10 protein-coding genes are annotated in these 20,033 nt (G+C 36.6%); 9 read left to right on the top strand and 1 reads right to left on the bottom strand.

Annotated elements, in window-relative coordinates:
• Positions 1-24 precede the first annotated feature (24 nt).
• From ACHLI0_RS12215 to ACHLI0_RS12200, 4 genes are all read left to right on the top strand, one after another.
• The gene (locus tag ACHLI0_RS12215; protein WP_490749259.1) at positions 25-1,830 is read left to right on the top strand and encodes an erythromycin esterase family protein; all 1,806 of its coding nucleotides are present in this window, start codon (positions 25-27) and stop codon (positions 1,828-1,830) included.
• A 572-nt stretch (positions 1,831-2,402) separates the two neighbouring features.
• Entirely contained in the window at positions 2,403-3,986 is a 1,584-nt protein-coding gene (locus tag ACHLI0_RS12210) for a sulfatase family protein (RefSeq protein WP_490749258.1), read from the top strand.
• 161 nt (positions 3,987-4,147) lie between these two features.
• A complete protein-coding gene (locus tag ACHLI0_RS12205; protein ID WP_490749257.1) occupies positions 4,148-5,704 on the top strand; it encodes an ATP-binding protein in 1,557 nt (518 codons plus the stop codon).
• A gap of 348 nt (positions 5,705-6,052) precedes the next feature.
• Positions 6,053-7,078, top strand: coding sequence for a hypothetical protein (locus ACHLI0_RS12200; protein ID WP_490749256.1), 1,026 nt, complete (start codon positions 6,053-6,055; stop codon positions 7,076-7,078).
• Between the two features lie 132 nt (positions 7,079-7,210).
• Here ACHLI0_RS12200 and ACHLI0_RS12195 read toward each other — a convergent pair whose 3' ends face one another.
• Positions 7,211-9,919: an MGH1-like glycoside hydrolase domain-containing protein gene (locus tag ACHLI0_RS12195; RefSeq protein WP_490749255.1), complete on the bottom strand. Its 2,709-nt coding sequence runs from the start codon at positions 9,917-9,919 to the stop codon at positions 7,211-7,213.
• A gap of 455 nt (positions 9,920-10,374) precedes the next feature.
• Here ACHLI0_RS12195 and ACHLI0_RS12190 point away from each other — a divergent pair, with 455 nt between their 5' ends.
• From ACHLI0_RS12190 to ACHLI0_RS12170, 5 genes are read left to right on the top strand one after another with little or no spacing between them, the layout of a single operon-like run.
• Positions 10,375-12,264 carry a family 43 glycosylhydrolase gene (locus ACHLI0_RS12190; protein WP_490749254.1) on the top strand — a complete coding sequence of 630 codons (1,890 nt, stop codon included), beginning with the start codon at positions 10,375-10,377 and terminating at the stop codon, positions 12,262-12,264.
• A 34-nt stretch (positions 12,265-12,298) separates the two neighbouring features.
• On the top strand, positions 12,299-13,684 hold the full coding sequence (locus ACHLI0_RS12185; protein WP_490749253.1) for an IPT/TIG domain-containing protein: 1,386 nt from the start codon (positions 12,299-12,301) through the stop codon (positions 13,682-13,684).
• A gap of 24 nt (positions 13,685-13,708) precedes the next feature.
• Positions 13,709-16,837: a SusC/RagA family TonB-linked outer membrane protein gene (locus tag ACHLI0_RS12180; RefSeq protein ID WP_490749252.1), complete on the top strand. Its 3,129-nt coding sequence runs from the start codon at positions 13,709-13,711 to the stop codon at positions 16,835-16,837.
• A 12-nt stretch (positions 16,838-16,849) separates the two neighbouring features.
• On the top strand, positions 16,850-18,949 hold the full coding sequence (locus tag ACHLI0_RS12175; protein WP_288676297.1) for a RagB/SusD family nutrient uptake outer membrane protein: 2,100 nt from the start codon (positions 16,850-16,852) through the stop codon (positions 18,947-18,949).
• Positions 18,950-18,968: 19 nt separating this feature from the next.
• Positions 18,969-19,967 carry a DUF4973 domain-containing protein gene (locus ACHLI0_RS12170; RefSeq protein WP_288676299.1) on the top strand — a complete coding sequence of 333 codons (999 nt, stop codon included), beginning with the start codon at positions 18,969-18,971 and terminating at the stop codon, positions 19,965-19,967.
• Positions 19,968-20,033: the final 66 nt, after the last annotated feature.

Here is a 20,033-nt window from a genome sequence, read left to right as displayed (position 1 = left end):
AGAATTATTCTAAATTACTCGTTTATGAATAAATATATATATTGTCTTTTTATATGCATTCTTGGACTATCGTCTTGTGTAGCTCAACCACTCCCTATAAATTATATAGATGCATATAATTTACATTTTTCTATGGAGGAGGATATGGTTATTGAATATCCATGGATGGAAAATGCAGCATATACTGGTTGTTCCATAAATGTTGAGATGAAAGAATCTAACAGGACTTTGTTTGCAAAAAAATATCTTAAAGGTTTTCCGTCTGATTGTCTTCGAACGGAACTTGAACAGAGAATTTTACTTCCTATTCATAAGGAAAAAGAAGGATTAGTAACATTTGAAGCTAAAGGAGAAAATATTAAAGCTGTTTCTATTTTAATAGATGGGATTGATGATAAGGAAAAATGTGTTTTTTCAGATACAATGACATTTGTTCCAGATAGTTTTCTTAGCAGTGTATCAAAAAAGATATCATTAGAGGGAGTAGAGATGATGAATATTCGTATTCGTGCAGATGGAGTTACTGATACGGAAGCGTATATCGCATTTTCCAAGTTGGATATAATGATTGGGAATAAGAATATCAATGAATATCCTGTTAGAGAATTTCCTAAACTGCTTTTACCGAAAGGTTTTAATTATATTCCTTATCAATCAAGTGCGGAAAATCTATGTGACAAAACTTGTGTAATGGAAGTTCGAAAAATCATAGCTTTAGGAGAATCTATACATGGGAGTAACTCTATTCGTCGCCTTGCATGTCAACTGATGTTAGAGAGTGTGAAGAACAAAGATTGCAAGCTGATAATTTGGGAAATGCCCATGGAAAAATCACTTGTTTATAACAGATATGTGTTGGATGATGAATTTGTGCTCGATTCCATAGAACTCAGTCTTCTTGATGAGCAAAGAATGAAATTTATAAAGGAGCTGAAGCGTTATAACTTAGGGGAAAAAAAAGATCGCAAAGTGAGATTGTTAGGTATGGATTATAATAGCGTCTGCAATTCAGCCCAAAATTCGGCAATAGATATTTTTGATTTTGTGACGCATTTGAATCGTGAGTGGAAAATACCAGAAGCTGATCAATTATCTGTTTTACTGATGGAGAAAGATTGGAAGGATGCGGTTCAATATCTCCAAACACACAAAAGTAATCTTCAAAAGATATTAACTATAGATGAAATAGAATGTATCACTCATATTCTTTCCCTTTCTAATAATATTGGAGGTGACCGTGTAAAACGTTTTATAAACCGTGATTCTGTGATGTTTGTTAACACGAACTTTCTATTGGATCATTTTCCATCTTTTTCTAAAAATCAAGCTATTATTTATGCACATAGTGTGCATATTAATCCGATTTCAACCTACCCTGTTGTGCATTGTGAACCTTTTGGTAAGTATATGAAAGGTAAATATGAGGATGATTATTTGCCACTACTGTTATTAACAGGCAATGGTAGTATGACTATTTATGATCAAGAGTTTAATAGGAGAAGAGAAGAACTGCAGCGTCCACCTGCTGAAAGCATTGAATCTATTTTGAATCAGATAGAAAGTGATGTTCTTTATGTTCCTATGACATCTTATTTTGATACTATCGTTTTATCTCGTTTTCAAGGTGATAGAAAATCTCCGCGAGAGTTCTATCCTTATAATTTATACCAACGTTATAGGGGGATTTTTTTTATCAAAAATTCTTTTGAACCTGATGACAATGGAGAGAAAATGAGTGCATTTGATAAGGCTGAAAGAGTCTTGATGAGAAATAAACAAAGATTAAGAATCTTGGAAGATATAAAGAAACGTTTGAAGATAATTTTATAAAGTTTATATATATTGAGAATATAATGAAGAAGCTTGTTTCTTTATCATTCATTTTCTTATTTCTCTTACAAGGATGTATGTTTAGAGAATATTTTTCATATTATGGCCTTGATTTTAACCTCACTCGTGAGAAATTGGGCATTAATTTGTTAGATTCAACGTGGAAGGGGTGATAAGAACAGAGAAATATTATTCTCGATGGGGTTTCATGCATTGACAAAACTAAAGCCCAATATATAATGAAACTGGTTTGCTATTTTGATGGTATGCTTTCGATGGAAATGGATGTGTATGGGAATGTAAACTCTGGTATATTAGTTCCGGAAAGATTAACAATTATGTTTTATTATCGTTCTAGCAAGTATGATAAGAAGAATGTTTTTATCGGAGAGAAGATGATATGACAGGGTGGGATTATCGGTATACGTGTGATGATGGTCATGAGGGGGGCGGGCTAGTTTTATTATTAAGCAACAGGCTGATTCCATAATGCGGATATGGAGAGTAGATGATATGTAATAGAGGCCTTTTACTTACAGGATTAATATTCACTAACTAATATATTATAAAAAATGAATCCGAAAATCCCAACAAAGTTATATCCACTATCTAGTTTAATTCTCACCCATATGAGTAATAGGTATATCTTTTCTACTTTAGTGAGCTCCTTGTTAATTCCACAGGTTAGTTCTGCTGTAACCAAGAGGCCGAATATTTTGTTTGTTATTTCTGATGATCAATCTTATCCGCATACATCAGCATATGGATCGCCTCTAGTAAAAACGCCTGCATTCGATTTGATTGCTCAAAGTGGTTGGTTATTCAATAATGCTTTTGTTACTTCACCTGGAAGCAGCCCTTCTCGTGCTTCTATACTTACGGGGCTTTATCCTTGGCAGATAGAAGAGGCAGGTACACATGCTTCTTCATTTCCAGTTGATTATAAATGTTTTCCTGATATATTGTCAGAAGAAGGCTATCATATCGGATACACAGGAAAAGGATGGGGTCCAGGTAATTGGAAAATATCTGGACGCAAACATAACCCTGCTGGTCCTGCTTACAATAAAATTCAGATTCAGCCTCCATATCGTGGGATATCAAAGATTAATTATGCTCAAAATTTCAGAGAATTTCTTCATGAAAGAGATGGAAAACAGCCTTTTTGCTTTTGGGTAGGTGCATATGAGCCGCATCGTCCTTACGAAAAAGATTGTTGGGAAAAAGCTGATAAAAAACAGACTGAAGCGGAAATACCTCCCTTTCTTCCCGATGTTTCTTCTATTAGACAAGATTTATTGGATTACGGGACTGAGATTGAATGGTATGACAGTCATTTGTCTCAAATCATTGATATATTGAAAGAAGAAGGTGAATTTGAGAATACTCTAATTATTGTCATGGCTGACAATGGAATGCCTTTCCCTTTGGCTAAAGCAACTTGTTTTGAATATGGTATCCATGTTCCATTAGCAATATGTTGGACAGAAGGTATAAAAAAAGGGGGAATTAGTGATGAACTTATTAGCAGTGTAGATTTATTCCCAACCATACTTGATGCTGTTGGTATACGAAGCAAAGAGAAGTTGGCAGGTAACAGTATCCTTCCTTATCTAAAGAAACAGAAAAAAAGTACTGGACGAACTACAGTATTTGCAGGCAGGGAACGTCACAGTTCTGCACGATATAACAATTTGGGATATCCAATACGTGTATTGCGAACTAAAGACCTTCTTTATATAAGGAACTTTTGTCCTGAAAGATATCCTGCAGGTGATCCTTGCTGCATAGACAGAGAAGGTAATTTGACTCCGATGTACAGTGCTTATTTTGATATAGACGAAGGACCTACTTGGAAATTTATTGTTGATAACAAAGATAATTCTGAAATATATCCTTATTTTCTGAAGGCAGTGGCAAAACGTCCATATGAAGAACTGTATAATATAAGCTCAGACCCAGGGTGTCTTAAAAATTTGGTAGGTAATAATGAGTATATGGAGGAGCTGGATCATCTTCGTAAAAAGATGAATGATGCACTTAAAAAGACTAAAGATGCACGTTATCTGGATAGTTCTGATCAAGATCAGAATATTTGGGAAAGTTATCCGCGTTTGAATGGGGAAATAAGATCATTTCCAATCCCCCTGTTTTAGTAATATCTATTTAGTATCCTGTACACTTGTTTGATAGTAGAAAATCATATTCCTGCTATCCATCTTAAAACAAGAAGTTTCTCAAATAATAGTGTTGGAGATAATTGGAGATAAGAGGGAAATTTGTATTTTTGTGTGTTGGTGTATAAAAACAGAAGAATATGAGCAATAAGATTTATCCCATTGGCATACAGAATTTTGAAAAGATTCGGAATGGCGGTTATTTCTATATTGATAAAACAGCATTGATTTATCAAATGGTAAAGACGGGTAGTTATTACTTCTTAAGCCGTCCTCGTCGCTTCGGAAAGAGTCTTCTCATATCCACTCTGGAAGCATACTTTCAAGGCAAAAAGGAATTATTTGTGGGATTGGCTATGGAAAAGTTGGAAAAGGATTGGAATAAACATCCTATTTTGCATCTGGACCTCAATATCGAGAAATATGATACTTTGGAGAGCCTTGACAACATACTTGAAAAGTCTCTGACAGCATGGGAAAAGCTATATGGCGCCGAACCGTCTGAACGTTCCTTTTCCCTGCGTTTTGCAGGTATTATACAGCGTGCATACGAGAAAGCCGGGCAACGCGTTGCCATCCTGGTGGATGAATACGACAAACCCATGCTGCAATCCATCGGTAATGAGGAACTTCAAAAGAAATTCAGGGATACCTTAAAACCCTTCTATGGAGCGCTTAAGACAATGGACGGTTGCATCAAGTTCGCCCTACTGACAGGGGTGACGAAGTTCGGTAAAGTCAGTGTATTCAGCGATCTGAACAATTTGGATGATATTTCTATGCGGAATCAGTACATTGACATTTGTGGTGTTAGCGAACAGGAGATTCATGATAATCTGGAAGCCGAACTTCATGATTTTGCCGATATACGGGGAGTGACCTATGATAAACTTTGTTCAGAGTTGAGAGAGCGTTACGATGGCTATCACTTTACACATAATTCTATTGGTATCTACAATCCGTTCAGTCTGCTCAATGCCTTTAAGTATAAGGAATTCGGTAGCTATTGGTTTGAAACCGGAACACCTACCTATTTGGTGGAATTACTGAAAAAGCATCATTACGATCTGGAACGAATGGCGCACGAAGAGACTGATGCGCAAGTGTTGAACAGCATTGACTCCGAATCCACTAACCCCATTCCGGTGATTTATCAAAGCGGATATCTTACAATAAAGGGATATGACGAACGTTTTGGAATATATCGTCTGGGCTTTCCTAATCGTGAAGTGGAAGAAGGATTTATACGGTTCCTATTGCCCTATTATGCTAATGTGAATAAAGTAGAGTCTCCTTTTGAGATTCAGAAGTTTGTCCGTGAAGTGGAGTCTGGAGATTATAATTCCTTTTTCCGTCGTTTGCAAAGTTTTTTTGCAGATACTACCTATGAGGTGATTCGTGAACAGGAATTGCATTACGAAAACGTCCTGTTTATCGTGTTCAAACTGGTTGGCTTCTATACCCAGGTAGAGTATAATACGAATGACGGGCGTATTGACCTCGTACTGAAGACGGATAAATTTATCTATATCATGGAGTTTAAGTTGGAAGGTACTGCCGAAGAGGCTTTACAGCAGATCAACGAGAAGCATTATGCGCTCCCCTTCGAAATGGATGAACGGAAACTATTCAAAATAGGAGTGAACTTCAGCGCTAAAACCCGCAATATAGAGAAGTGGGTTGTAGAAATTCTTTAAAGAATTACGTGTTTTCTATAGTGAACTATAATTTCTTCCATCATAGAAAATCACTATTAGTTGTTACTTTACAAGTTTTTATTCTACAAAAATGAGTGTTTCGCCCATAAATCATAATAAACCGTGACTTATATTGCTTTTGCCATATTCGAAACTCTATTTTTCAAAACACCCGATTTGCAAAGGAGAAAATTTGAATGAGAGTATTGTTATAACGTATTTCTTTATCTTTATTCTTTTGCCTTGTAAATTGGGAACTTTTTGTGTTTACGAACATTTCTTATAATTTGTATAAATGGTTGTTTGTCTCTATATTTATAGATTGTTTAACTTTTAAATATACTAGCTATGAGACAGGAACTATTTTTAGGATGGAGTATCCTCTTTGCGATGTTTTTTGCGTTTTATTCATGCAGTCATGAAATGGATGGCAATTTAGAAAGCGCTGTTGAAGATGCTGTTGATTTGAAATTGGATCAGGATAGTGTATTAACAAGAAGTGATCCATGGGAAGAAGAAGAGTCTGCCTTAGAGTGGGCAGAGGATAGGGATGGCACGTGTCCTTATTCCCCATGTGGGTTGTGTGAATTTAAATTTGTTCCGGATTTAGATTCTGATACTGAAGATGGTTATAGTTATTATGCTGATTTTTGTTGGAATGCAGGATTTATCGAGGAGGGTACAGGTAGGGATGTTTCAGATCAATACTATTTGCAGATTCAATGGAGTTATACTGGTAATATGGCTGAGTGGTCCTATATAAATATGCATGGTAGTAAATATGGCCTTGTCAAAATACTGGGTGATGGTGCTCTTGAAAAAATACCAGCATATGCTTTCCCATATAGTACAACAAGACGATATATTTACATGAGAATGCGTACTATTCATGAAAGTTTTATAGGATCCACTCCTGTACCGGAAGTGGAAAGTCAGTATAAATATGATCGTAGCTTATTTTCTACTTGGAGTTATCCAGAAGTAATTGGGGATCCTTATTGTAATTATTGGGGATATAATAGACCACAACCAAGTATAGATGACATTAATAGTGGTGAGTCTGCATCGGACGAAACTAGCTTTATTTTGAGGGTTTACCTGCCAATGAATACAGATAAATATAGTTATTCATGTGTTATGTATAATCATAATTCAGGTTATGAACAATGCCTCGGAGGAACAACGAATATTAATAATGAAGGAATGGCTATTGGTACCAATATAGGGAAGAAAGGTGGTCAAATTGAAGTAATTGCAAAAAGAACTAATAAGTTGACTGGTGATGAGACCTATGACACTACCTATAGGGATTACTCTGCTGGAGACAAAAATGTGGATATTTATATATCAGAATATGCTTTTGGCTATGAATAAAAAGTATGTTTGAGTATCTATGATATGTGAGAAATTCGATTTTATTAGAATAACTACACCAAAAGTTATATTCAGTCTGTATAATAACGAATAAAACTGTTGGTGTGGTTACGCTATGTGAAATTTATGCTGTCAGATTGGTGTAACTGTAAGTTTTCCCGATTTGTTTGTACTAGGTAATGTGATTTCTAATAATCCTTGATGGTATGTTCTGCTTTCCACCACTTTCCCATTGAAAGCAACTTGATAATCTTTCTCCGGATTCATGCAAACAAGAATTGTTCGCTGATGAGGAACTGTTGAATCATCAAAAGCTATTTCTGCCTGATACTGTGTATAATCATCATTGAAATGACTGTTGGAAATCCATACCTCGAAGCCGGTTGAAACTTTCCCTATCCGGTAGTATGCAGCAAACCAGTTGAGTATGGGAGATGATAAACCGGAGAATTGATGCCATCCGGCTCCACGTTGTGAGGAGATAATGAAGTGTTCGAAGGTATAATAACTCTCCTTACATTCTTTCTCCCATGTATTTAATGCTGTAGTTGCTACTTGATAGGCTTTTTCTCCTTCTCCAAGGTCCAGTAAGGCTTTCCACACCATCCATTGATGAGGAAACCAAACGGCTCCATTCCAATAACCGTCTGTACGATAATAAGGAGCAGACTGGTCTACTGTAGAAATTCCTACTTCTGTCCACATCTCGTCAGGAGAAAATACATGGTTTATCATCCTGCTTGTTTGCTCTTTGGAAGAGATGTTTGCAATAAGTGGGCTTACTCCATCTAGGCCTTTATTAAAGTTGGAGCCATCTTTATATCGATAGATGCCTTTGGGTTTGCCATCGTTATCGTACATTACATATCCGAAATAACCGGTTTCCTCATCCCATGAATAGGTTTGTAATGCATTTGACAGCTGTTTGATGGTTTGCTCATACTCTTTTACATCTTTTTTAAGCCCTAGTTCTTTTGCTGCTAAACGTAAAATTTTAGCAGCTCGGATATAATAAGCCGAAGATACTACCGGAGTAACAGAAGCCTTGTCACGTAAAGCATGTTGAGGCGGATAATCATCCCATCCTCCTGAATTATAGAAGTAATCCCATGTTCGTAGTAGACCAGAACCTTTCATTCGGGTTGTGGAGTAGAGGTTCTTGCCTGTCATAAAATCAAAGAACTGCTTCAATCGTGGATATAGAAATTGCAATGCTTCTTTTGACTGAGAATTATTCCATAAATCGTAATAAGCATACATCTGTATGGGCAATGGAGTGCCATGATGAATAAATGCAGATTCACTGCCAACAGGAGTTGTATAAGCTCTGATACACTCAAAAGCCTTAGTAATATCCACATCTATTAATCCCAGAGCTATGAAACCGGAATCCCATGTATAAAGGCTATTCCAATTTTTGCCGGGCGTAAAATGCCGGATGTATTGTCCTTGGGTATGAACGGGATAAACAATGTTGGATAATAATGCTGATTGCAATAAGCGATGTCCGAATTCATACTTCTTACCATCTGCTAATATTCTGTCTTCGGAGCTATTCGAATCCTTTTGTATTAATGAAGTCAGAGTTTCCGGTGTGGAATGAAACTTTTGAATCTGTTCATTGACTTGTTGGGACGTTCCGGTGCAGATTAAGGCGTATATGGTTTGTTCGGAGTGAGGTGTCAGGACAATCGGACGTAGAAAAGCATTAGAATAATGCCACTCTCTGTTTCCTATTAGTCTCGTTGATACATGGTCGTGAGTCTTTTTGCGGAAGAAAGATTCCAGATTATCATCCAAAATTTCCCGAATCTGAGATTCTTGGTAATTCCATGCTATTCCGTAATAGTTATCACATTCCGGATATTTTAAGATAAAATCTTGTTTTGTTTTTCCCGATTTAATTTCGGGAATAAAAGAAAGCTTCCTGGGCAGTATTCTGATTTGCTTTATATCTTCTTCGCTACCGATAAAGAAACCATCTAAATCAGTACTATAAGTACCCTCTGAAGTTAACTCTAGTGTATATTTACCCGGTTCTTTGCAGGAATAAGGGATTGAGACTATGCTGTATTCTCCGGTGCCTTGTAATTCCAGGTGGCTTTCAGTTATTCCTTTTACTTGAAAAGTGCTTGTTTTTCCTTTAGGAGTATTGTATCTGAATCCTATCATTCCTTTTTCTTTTCCAGGTAGAATATTTATTTCATAGTTCACTTTGTCTTCCTTATCTCTTCCAAATCCTTTTCCTAGAACAAAACCACTGAGTGATTGAGAAGTTCGCATTTCGTTCCTTTTCCATCCGTCGTATACTAAATTATACTGTGGAGATTTGCGTACAGGCTCATTTGATATATAATCGGTTGCGTTATGCCACTGTATATTTGAATCTTCAGGGATTTTGAACTGAGGTTGTTCTCCTTCATAATCGATATATGCCATCAAATTGAGAACGAGATTTTGGTTAACAGCAGTATTATTGACGCAATTCATACCTACCAGTGTTCGGTGTTCATCTAATATATAATAGGTGACATCGGTAAATACTCGGTCTTTCCACTCCATTTCATAGCGGTATGTGATGCGGTTCATGGATGGATTGATATCCCATGGGTAATAAGATGATTCGAAAAGCACATGAGGAACCAGTTGACGATTGCGGTAATAGCCTGGCATTACAGAGAAATCGAAACGCATTCCGGCTTTCATATCGGGTATATGTGAGATTCCTGCGTATCGTTTGGAGTAAGGCCCCCAAGTTTGCAGTGAGGTGATGTCGTGACTATCAGTAAAACATGATGGAGGGATTACTTGCTGTCCCAGTGCAGATGTTACCCAAAACATAATCATTAGGAACGTCATTAAAGATTGCTTAGTTTTCATATTAGAGTATAAAATGATTCGTTGTAGCAAAGGTAAGATTTCAGATTGCTAAAATAGAAAGAATTTATTCAATAAAGAATAGAAATTGTCCATAATGAAAATAATTGGTCGCTATCATCTCTTATGTCCTCTCTTATTAGTTGTTAAAAACGCTTTGGGACTAATTTTCCATTTATTGACCTGTTTGTATTACTCTAAATGCAACAGAATTTCTACTTTTGTGTCGTTCGTAAGAAATATTATAGCCGATTTTATGTGAGCACTTAATAAAATAAAATAAAGAAGGTAAAGAATATAACGATTGGTTTTTTGAAGTATAGTTAAAAAGAATGCTTGAAGGATAACACATTTTAATTAATTTTTAAATCATATGTAACACAAAGGGCTTGTATTGAGCCCAACTTAAATCTTATGAAATGAATAACAAACCGATTAAAAGAAAAAGTATCACTATGAGTGCACACCGTTTTATATATATATTGACGGGAATACTTTTACTCCTATCGTGTGGCTCGGATAACAATGCTCCGGCTGATGATTCAGGAAATACTACGAATCATTATCTACAATTACAGCCAAATGGTCTGAATGCAATCAAAGTTTCTTGTACAGAAGAAAGCTTTGCGTTTCCTTTCCAAATCAAAGTCGTAGGAAATGGAGTTAATCATAGCTTTAAAGCTCAAATAAACACATGGAGTGAGGATGAGCTGAAAGTATATAATAATAAGGAGAAAACATCTTATGTACTTTTGCCCTCGTCATTGTATTCTCTTACCTCTACAGAAGTGTCTTTTAAAGAAGGAGCATCTACTATGGATGTTGAGGTTAAGTTTAATCCATCTAAAGTATTTACTGAATTTAGGGAAAAAGGTGTCGAATATGTTATTGCTTTAAAACTTAGTAGCGATGAAGTTCAAGTAAGAGATAGCCAAAGCAAAATGCTACTTGGTATTTCTTTTGATTATCCAATAGTTGGTTTTACCACTTCTGCTGCAGAAGTTAGTGTGAATAAAGATTTGATTCCTGTATCTATTGGTGCAATACTTGACTATAAGATCGATGGAGTATCAGCAGTCAATCCTTGGGATTTCGTTTGTAACTTCGCTGTACCATCCAATGCGGAAGAATTGGTTGCAGAGTATAATAAAATTTATAAAACCTCTTATCAACTTCTGCCTGCAAGTAATTATGATTTAGGTGAAGGTGTGTCTTTTAAAGCTGGTGAAACTCAGTCTAATGGAGAAATTACGGTTAAGCGTGAAGGAATGGCTATCGTTAATTATTTGCTTCCTTTACAGTTAGGTCGCTGCTCCAATGGAAAAATTATTTGTCGTGATGAGGTTTGTTATCTTCAAGTTGGAAGAACATATACAAATCCTATTATTTCAGATAAGAGTGTACCTGATCCAAGTGTGATTCGTGCCAAGGATGGCTACTTTTATTTATATGCGACACAAACCAAGACTTATTGGATGCCTGTTTATCGCTCAAAAGATTTAGTGAATTGGGAATATCAAGGTACAGCTTTTAATAAAGCAACCGAACCTGATTTACCGGGAGGAGGGGCATTCTGGGCTCCGGAGATTCGTTTTCTTAATGGCAAATATGTACTTTATTATTCATGGGCTAAAATGAATGGCGCTGATATTAGTTATACGGCTGTAGCTGTAGGTGATACACCTATGGGACCTTTCCTTGCTAGTAAAGAGTTAATAGGTAATGCAGAGTTTGGTTCTAATTGTATAGATCAGTTTTATTATGAAGAAGATGGAAAGAAATATATGTTCTTTGGAAGTTTTAAAGGCATCTATGTTACTGAATTGGAAGATGATGGGTTGACTGTTAAATTAGGAAATGATGGAAAACCTACTTTGAAGAAGCAAGTTTGTGGGAATGCTTTCGAAGGTACTAATATATATAAAAAAGGTAGATATTATTATTTGTTCGCTTCTATTGGCAGTTGTTGTAATGGGATAAATGCTTCTTATCAAGTGGTAGTTGGGCGTTCGGAAAACCTTCTTGGTCCTTATGTTGATAAAGTCGGGAAAGATATGCTTAAAAACAACTGGGAACTTGTGTTGGAAGGAGATGGGCAGAAATGGATAGGGCCAGGGCATAATTCTATAATAATTCAAGATGATGAAGGTACTGATTGGATGATTTACCATAGCTATATGAAGGAGAATGATACGGTTGGAGGGCGTTTGGGGATGCTCGATCGTATATTGTGGACTAATGACGGTTGGCCCTACATTAAGAATTGCATACCTTCCGATTCTGATTTAATTCCAATATTTAACAATTGAAAACATATTTACTAACATTTAAAATCAATGTATTATGAAAGTGAAAATAAAAGATCATGGTTGGTATTTCCTATGTGGATTACTAGCGTTGATTAGTTTCTGTTTCGTTAGCTGCAAGGATGATAACGAAGGAGGAGAACTACCTTTTGATCCGAGCAGGCCTGTGGCTATTTCTGATTTTATTCCTAAAGAAGGAGGATTGGGAAGTCGTTTGGTACTATATGGGGATAATTTTGGAAACGACGTATCCCGGATAAAAGTAACTATTGGCGGACAAAATGCCAAGGTAATAGGAGTGAAAAATCAGAGTTTGCATTGTTTTGTTCCATCAAAAGCTTATGAGGGAGACATTGAGGTTACTATTCTAGATGAGAATGGAGAAGAATTGGCTTATGTGGAAGCTGAAGAAAAGTTTACTTATAAGAAGAAGATGTTGGTGACTACTTTCCTTGGAGAAACGTATGAGAATAATACGAAATATGATATAAAGGATGGACCTTTTAATGATTGTGGCGGAGTTGAAAATATGATGTGGATGGTCTTTGATCCTTTCGATCATGATTATCTGTATGTTTGTGGTGGAAGTAAGTCGCATCGTGTGCTTAACTTTAAAGATGAGCGGCTAGAAACGATAACTTTTCCAAGTCCAGTAGAGAATAAAGCATTGAATGTTCTTAGTTTTTCTATTAACGGGGAATTGATTGCTGTTAGAGATGTTGCTAATACTACAGAAGATGCAGTTTTTTTCTATTCTCGTGAAAGTGGCTTCAAAACACAAGTTAATTCATTTATAGCTCGTGGCTGTAGATCGGCTAGTGCTCATCCTCGTAATGGGGAAATTTATACCTCTAGATACGATTTAGGAGTGATTGGAAGATATGATCCAGAAACAAAAGTACATGATGTAAGTAAAGTAAAATTGCCGTATTCGAAATGTCAAATATTTACAAATATTCACCCGACAGGAAAATATATGTATATAACATTATCTGATAAGCATTATATTATGCGTAGCGATTATGATGAGGCTGAAAAAACATTTACTACTCCTTATTTAGTTTGTGGAAAATATGATACGAAAAATTGGGTCGATGGAATGGGTAATAGTGCCCGCCTTAACTCTCCGCGGCAAGGCTGTTTTGTCAAAAATCCAGATTATGCAGGGCAAGAGGATGAATATGATTATTATTTCTGTGATATAGATAATCACTGTGTACGTAAGTTAACTCCACAAGGGCGTGTAAGTACATTTGCTGGACGTCCGAATGGAAGTGGCACTGCTGGGTTTAATAATGGTGATTTGCGTTTGGAAGCACGCTTTGATAAACCGATATGCATTGTGTATGATGACGTGAGAGAGTGTTTCTTTGTTGGAGATAATAATAATCATCGCATTCGTAAAATAGCTATGGAAGATTAATAAATGATAAACACACATTATATAATGAGAAATTTTCTATTAACATGTATGTTACTACTGGGGCTGGCAGTTAATGTTTCAGCACAGGAAAGGATTGTAGTAACAGGAATTGTGACCGATACAAATAATGAACCTATGATTGGTGTAAATGTATCCATTGCAGAGATGCCTGGATTGGGTGCTATTACTGATATGAATGGTAGATATTCAATTAAGATGCCCGCTTTTCACAAATTGGTATTTACTTATATTGGCTATGATCGGCAAGAAGTGCTTGTAAAGGAACAACGAGTAGTAAATGTGATAATGAAAGAATCAGAAGCTAGCCTTATTGATGAAGTAGTTATCACTGGTACCGGCGCTCAGAAGAAAATTGCAATTACTGGAGCGGTAACCAATGTGGATGTGGCAGACTTAAAGTATTCTCCATCTTCTTCTATGGCTGATGCTTTAGCAGGAGTAGTGCCTGGCATACATGCTATGCAATCCAATGGTCGTCCTGGTACTGTATCTGAGTTTTGGGTACGCAGTATTTCGACTTTTGGTGCTAATAGTTCGGCATTGGTTTTGGTTGATGGTTTTGAACGAGACTTGAATGAAGTGAGTGTTGAAGATGTGGAGTCGTTCACTGTATTGAAAGATGCTTCAGCTACTGCAATTTATGGTAGCAAAGGTGCTAATGGTGTTATTTTAATTAATACTCGTCGTGGTAAAGAGGGTAAAATTAATATCAATGCTAAGGTGGAAGGGTTTTATAATACATTTACTAAACTTCCAGAGTTTGTAGATGGATATACTTATGCTTCTATGGCTAATGAAGCTAAGATTGCACGCAATCAAGAACCACTTTTCCGACCAGAGGAATTGGAAATTTTCCGTTTGGGGCTTGATCAAGATTTATATCCGGATGTAGATTGGATGGATGTGATGTTGCGTAATGGTGCTTATAGTTCGCGTGCATCGCTGAACATGACTGGTGGTGGTAAGACAGCCCGTTATTACGTGGGTGGTAGTTATTATGATCAACAAGGTATGTATAAGACAGATAAATCGTTAAAGAAGTATAATACCAATGCGAACTATCGACAATGGACTTACCGTATGAATGTAGATATTGATATAACTAAAACTACTTTGTTGAAGGTGGGTATTTCTGGTTCACTTAAGAAGCAAAATGACCCAGGGGTAGGAACAGGAGCTATTTGGACCACGTTGATGGGCTATAATTCTATCATGATGCCTTTGACTTATTCGGATGGAAAAATTCCATCCTGGTCGGAAAAAGAAGATAATATCAATCCGTGGACACAGGCGACTCAGACTGGATATAACGAAAGTTGGAAGAACAGCATACAAACTAATGTAGTATTGGAGCAGGATCTGAAATTCATCACAAAAGGATTGAAGTTTATTGGACGCTTTGGATACGATACTTATAACGATAATTATATCAAACGTGTTAAATTCCCGGAATTATATGGAAATCATTATCGTGACACTGATGGAGAACTTCACTTGACTAGAGTGAGAGAAGAGCAACAAATGACTCAAAGTTCTGGAGGAAATGGAGAACGTAAGGAGTTTTTTGAGGGAGAACTGCACTATAATCGCGGTATTCAAGATCATCATTTTGGGGTTGTTTTAAAATACACCCAATCTTCTAAGGTTATGACACAAAATATTAATTCGGATCTAAAGAATGGAATAGCCCGTCGTAATCAAGGTTTGGCAGGACGTATTAACTACAATTGGAGATATCGTTATTTTGTTGATTTTAATTTTGGATATACTGGTTCTGAGAATTTTCATAAAGATAATCGTTTTGGCTTTTTTCCAGCTGTTTCCTTTGCTTGGAATGTGGCAGAAGAAGCATTTATAAAGGATCATGCGAAATGGATTAATATGTTTAAAATTCGTTATTCGTGGGGTAAAACGGGTAATGATGATTTAGGAGCTCGTTTTCCTTATTTATATGCACTTGAAAGAATGTATAAAAGAGACAAGGATGGAAATTACGAGAAGAAGGACGATAAACTTATAGATACGGGAGGGTACCAATTTGCGGATAATAACTTTGAAAGATATTATAAGGGATTGCGTTATTCAACTTTAGCTTCCTCTGACGTTTCGTGGGAAATTGCTACTAAGCAAGATTTAGGAATTGATTTTAGTTTCTTTAATGATAAGTTGTCTGGTTCTATTGATTACTTTCATGAAAAACGTACGGGTATTTATATGGAGCGTAAATATTTGCCATGGATTGTTGGTTTATCGGCTGTAAATGCGAAGAATGAGGAACAATACCCCAAAGGAAATGTAGGTGAAGTGAAAGTAAAAGGATTTGATGGAAATTTTGCATTTAAGCAAAAAATAGGTAAAGTGGACTTGACATTACGTGGTAATATGACTTACGGTAAGAATGAAATTTTGGAACGTGATGAGGAAAACACAGTCTATTGGTATAAAATGCAGGAAGGTCACCGGGTAGATCAAGCAATGGGATTGATTGCGTTGGGTTTATTTAAGGATTACGAAGAAATTCGTAATTGGCCAAAACAGTTTGGAGATGTGATGCCAGGAGATATTAAGTATAAAGACATTAATGGTGATGGTGTAATTAATGATGATGACAAGGTTGCTATTGGTGCTACGAAGAAACCAAACTTTACTTATGGCTTTGGTATGGCTGCTAAGTGGAAAGGTTTGGATGTGAATGTGCATTTTCAAGGAGTTGGCAAGTCAACTTATTTTATTGATGGCTCTACGGTTTATATGTTTTCAGGTGGCGATGGTTGGGGAAACGTGTTAAAAGATATGGCTGAGAGTAATCGTTGGATATTGGGTGTTAATGAAGACCCTAATGCTGAATATCCACGTCTGACTTATGGAAAAAATGATAATAACAACCGTTCTTCTACATTTTGGTTGAGAAATGGTGCTTACCTTCGTCTGAAGACCTTGGATGTCGGTTACTCCTTACCAAAAGCGTTGGTGAATAAGATTCATATGAATCAGGTACGTATTTTCTTTATAGGTACTAACTTACTCACTTTTTCTAGTTTTAAATCTTGGGATCCAGAAATGGGTAGTTCAAACGGAAAGCAATATCCGCTTAGTAAAACTTTCTCGTTAGGTATATCAGTTAATCTATAATAAGACGAATATATGAAAAAAGTAATTATAATTTTATCCTTTATGACAGGATTGGGCTTTTCTTTAACCGGATGTGCCGATTATTTGGATTCCGATTATCTGTTTGATGAGCGTCTGACTATTGAGGATGTGTTTAGTAGTAAAGATTATACTAATGAATGGATCGCTCGTGCTTATGCTTATTTGGGCGATGATTACATGCAAGATGTTTGTAGTAAAAAGAGCCTGCCATTCAATTTTGCTGATGATATGTATTTTGGTGATGAATCTGATGGTTACAAAAATTGGAAGAGTGGTCAATATACCGAAGAGGGGGTTCTTGGTAGTAAGAATCAGAGTGAAAAGGTTTGGAAAACAGCTTATCAAGGTATTCGTCAGGTCTCTATATTCTTAAATAATATTGATAGAAATAAAGAATTCTCAGAAGAGGAGATTGCGGACTTTAAGGGACAATCTCATTTCCTGCGGGCATATTTTTATTGGTTTATGCTTCGTTTGTATGGACCGATACCTATTATCCCAGATGAGGGACTTGATTATATGGATTCATATGATAACTTAGCTTATCCGCGAAATACATATGATGAATGTGTAGCGTATATAACAGATGAATTGATAAAAGCTGCAAATGTATTGCCACTTCAGAGACCTGTACAAGAGATTGCGCGACCGACTCGTGGAGCAGCATTAGCATTACGTGCCAAAGTTCTTTTATTTGCTGCAAGTCCGCTATATAATGGAAAAGCTCCAGCTTCGGTTGCTGCGGCTTTGGTGAATAAAGATGGAACACATTTACTACCAGAATCATATGATGAAACGAAATGGGCTAAGGCAGCAGCAGCGGCTAAGGATGTAATGGACTTGAATTATTATGAACTGTATGTGGCTCCTTCTAGGGCAGTAGGCGAGCTAGCTTACCCAGCTACAATTGCTCCTCCATATCATAAAGAGTTTTCAGAGCAAGATTGGCCTAATGGCTGGAGGAATATTGATCCGTTTGAATCATATCGTTCGATTTTCAATGGGGCAGTAGCTGCTAGTGCTAACCCTGAATTAATCTTCACACGTGGGCAGAATCAAGGCGGTGAAAATCTAAAGGTTTTAGTGATCCATCAATTGCCTCGTAATGCAGCTGGAGGGTATGGTTCTCATGGTATTACACAGAAGCAATGTGATGCTTATTATATGAATGATGGGAAAGATTGTGCAGGTATGAATGATATGTATGCGGACAGAGCTGGATATGAAGGTCGTTACAATTTGAATTCACGTTCGAAGGACTTTGTGACAACAGAAGAACTAGCAGAATATCCAGAACTAGGTCCGTTAGGGGCGGGAGTTTCCAAACAATATGTACAGCGTGAACCACGTTTCTATGCCTCTGTCGCATATAATGGAAGTACATGGAATTTGTTACGAGCACTTAATGATGATACTCATGATGAGGAGAAAAATGTACAGGTCTACTATTATCGAGGTGATGGACATGACGGGTATAAGACTTCTACATATTGGTTACGTACAGGTATTGGTATTAAGAAATATGTGCACCCTGATGATATTAGTTACACTCAGAAAAATGCTTATGATGTAAGTCGCGTTACATTTAAACCAGATCCTGCTATTCGTTATGCAGAAATTCTGTTAATTTATGCTGAAGCTTTGAATGAACTGGGAGGTTCGTATGAAATAGCTTCTTGGGATGGCAGTAAAAAGCATTCTATTAGTCGGAATGAGTCAGAAATGAAAAAGGGGATCCGTCCAGTTCGTATTCGTGCTGGATTACCTGATTATAGTGAAGAAGATTATGGTAACCCTTCAAAATTCCGTGTTAAACTGAAACGGGAACGACAGATAGAACTTTTCGCAGAAGGACATCGTTACTTTGATTTGCGCCGTTGGATGGATGCTCCAGAAGAAGAAGCTGCACCGGTATACGGTTGCAATATGTTGGCGACAGAAGATATGAAGGTAGAGTTTCATACTCCAGTAATATGCACTTCTTTACCAACTATCTTTGCGGAGAAGATGTGGTTTTGGCCGATCAACCATAAAGAATTGAAGCATAATGTTAATCTGATCCAGAATCCGGGTTGGACTAATCCAGAATAATCTTTTAATTATTGGAGATATGAAAAAAATATATTATCTATTTTTGAGCATGATTGTAGCGATATGCTGTATTTCGTGCAACAACGAATGGGAAGATGAACAGTATTTGCAGTTGGCTTCTTTCAAAGCTAATGTAAATTCTCAAGGAGTAACTACAACCTATGTTCGTTACAAACCAGGAGGAACTGTACGTTATAACCTTCCAGTAATACTTAGCGGTTCGACCATGAATAGTCAAGCGGTATCCGTTCGTGTTGCTTTGGATCCGGATACTTTAGCACAATTGAATAAGGAGGTGTATGGACATCGTGAAGAACTTTATTTTCAGCAACTAGAAAGTAAATATTACAGTATGCCTGAGACTGTAGAGATACCGGAGGGAGAATGTATCTCAGTGTTGCCTATTGATTTTACATTGGATGCTGATTTGGACCAAGCAGACAAGTGGGTATTGCCTTTGCAAATTGTGGATGATCCTTCGTTAGGATATCAAGCAAATCCTCGTAAGTATTATCGGAGAGCTATGCTAAGGTTGCTTCCATTCAATGATTATTCGGGTACTTATGATGCTTCTCAATATTTGGTTTATATTGATACGGATAAAAATAATCCTTTTACAGTTGCATCGCAACGGGCATTTGTTGTAGATGATAGAACTATTTTTATTTATGCTGGAACGAGAGATATAGATTTTCTGGATCGAAAACTATATAAGGTCTTTATTCGTTTCCCAGAAGAGGGTTCAGATACTAAAAAACTGGAAATTTGGTCCGATAATCCAGAAATAAATCTGACAGTGGATCCAGACTACCCTGCAAACTTCGTGATGTATGATGAGATGGATGATTTAAAGCCTTATTTGAAGAAAATCTTTATAACAATTAATTTAAATTATACGTTTGAAGATTATACTACTATACCAGGTAAACGAATCAAATATTCAGTATCGGGTGCCTTATCAATGCAGCGTGATTTGAATACATTGATTCCTGATGAGGATCAACAGATTCAATGGTAAAAGTACTAATAAAAGCAGACATGGTTAACAGATGATTAATCTATGTTGCTAAACTGAAACGCAGGT

This window comes from Bacteroides sp. RCH18, from assembly GCF_058231005.1.
Note: the sequence above shows the minus strand (reverse complement) of the source record. Positions and strands in the feature narration are given on the sequence as shown.

Coding starts and splice junctions, on each gene's coding strand:
- ACHLI0_RS12215 (WP_490749259.1), top strand. CDS start 25: ATGAATAAATATATATATTGTCTTTTTATATGCATTCTTGGACTATCG.
- ACHLI0_RS12210 (WP_490749258.1), top strand. CDS start 2,403: ATGAATCCGAAAATCCCAACAAAGTTATATCCACTATCTAGTTTAATT.
- ACHLI0_RS12205 (WP_490749257.1), top strand. CDS start 4,148: ATGAGCAATAAGATTTATCCCATTGGCATACAGAATTTTGAAAAGATT.
- ACHLI0_RS12200 (WP_490749256.1), top strand. CDS start 6,053: ATGAGACAGGAACTATTTTTAGGATGGAGTATCCTCTTTGCGATGTTT.
- ACHLI0_RS12195 (WP_490749255.1), bottom strand. CDS start 9,919: ATGTTTTGGGTAACATCTGCACTGGGACAGCAAGTAATCCCTCCATCA.
- ACHLI0_RS12190 (WP_490749254.1), top strand. CDS start 10,375: ATGAATAACAAACCGATTAAAAGAAAAAGTATCACTATGAGTGCACAC.
- ACHLI0_RS12185 (WP_490749253.1), top strand. CDS start 12,299: ATGAAAGTGAAAATAAAAGATCATGGTTGGTATTTCCTATGTGGATTA.
- ACHLI0_RS12180 (WP_490749252.1), top strand. CDS start 13,709: ATGAGAAATTTTCTATTAACATGTATGTTACTACTGGGGCTGGCAGTT.
- ACHLI0_RS12175 (WP_288676297.1), top strand. CDS start 16,850: ATGAAAAAAGTAATTATAATTTTATCCTTTATGACAGGATTGGGCTTT.
- ACHLI0_RS12170 (WP_288676299.1), top strand. CDS start 18,969: ATGAAAAAAATATATTATCTATTTTTGAGCATGATTGTAGCGATATGC.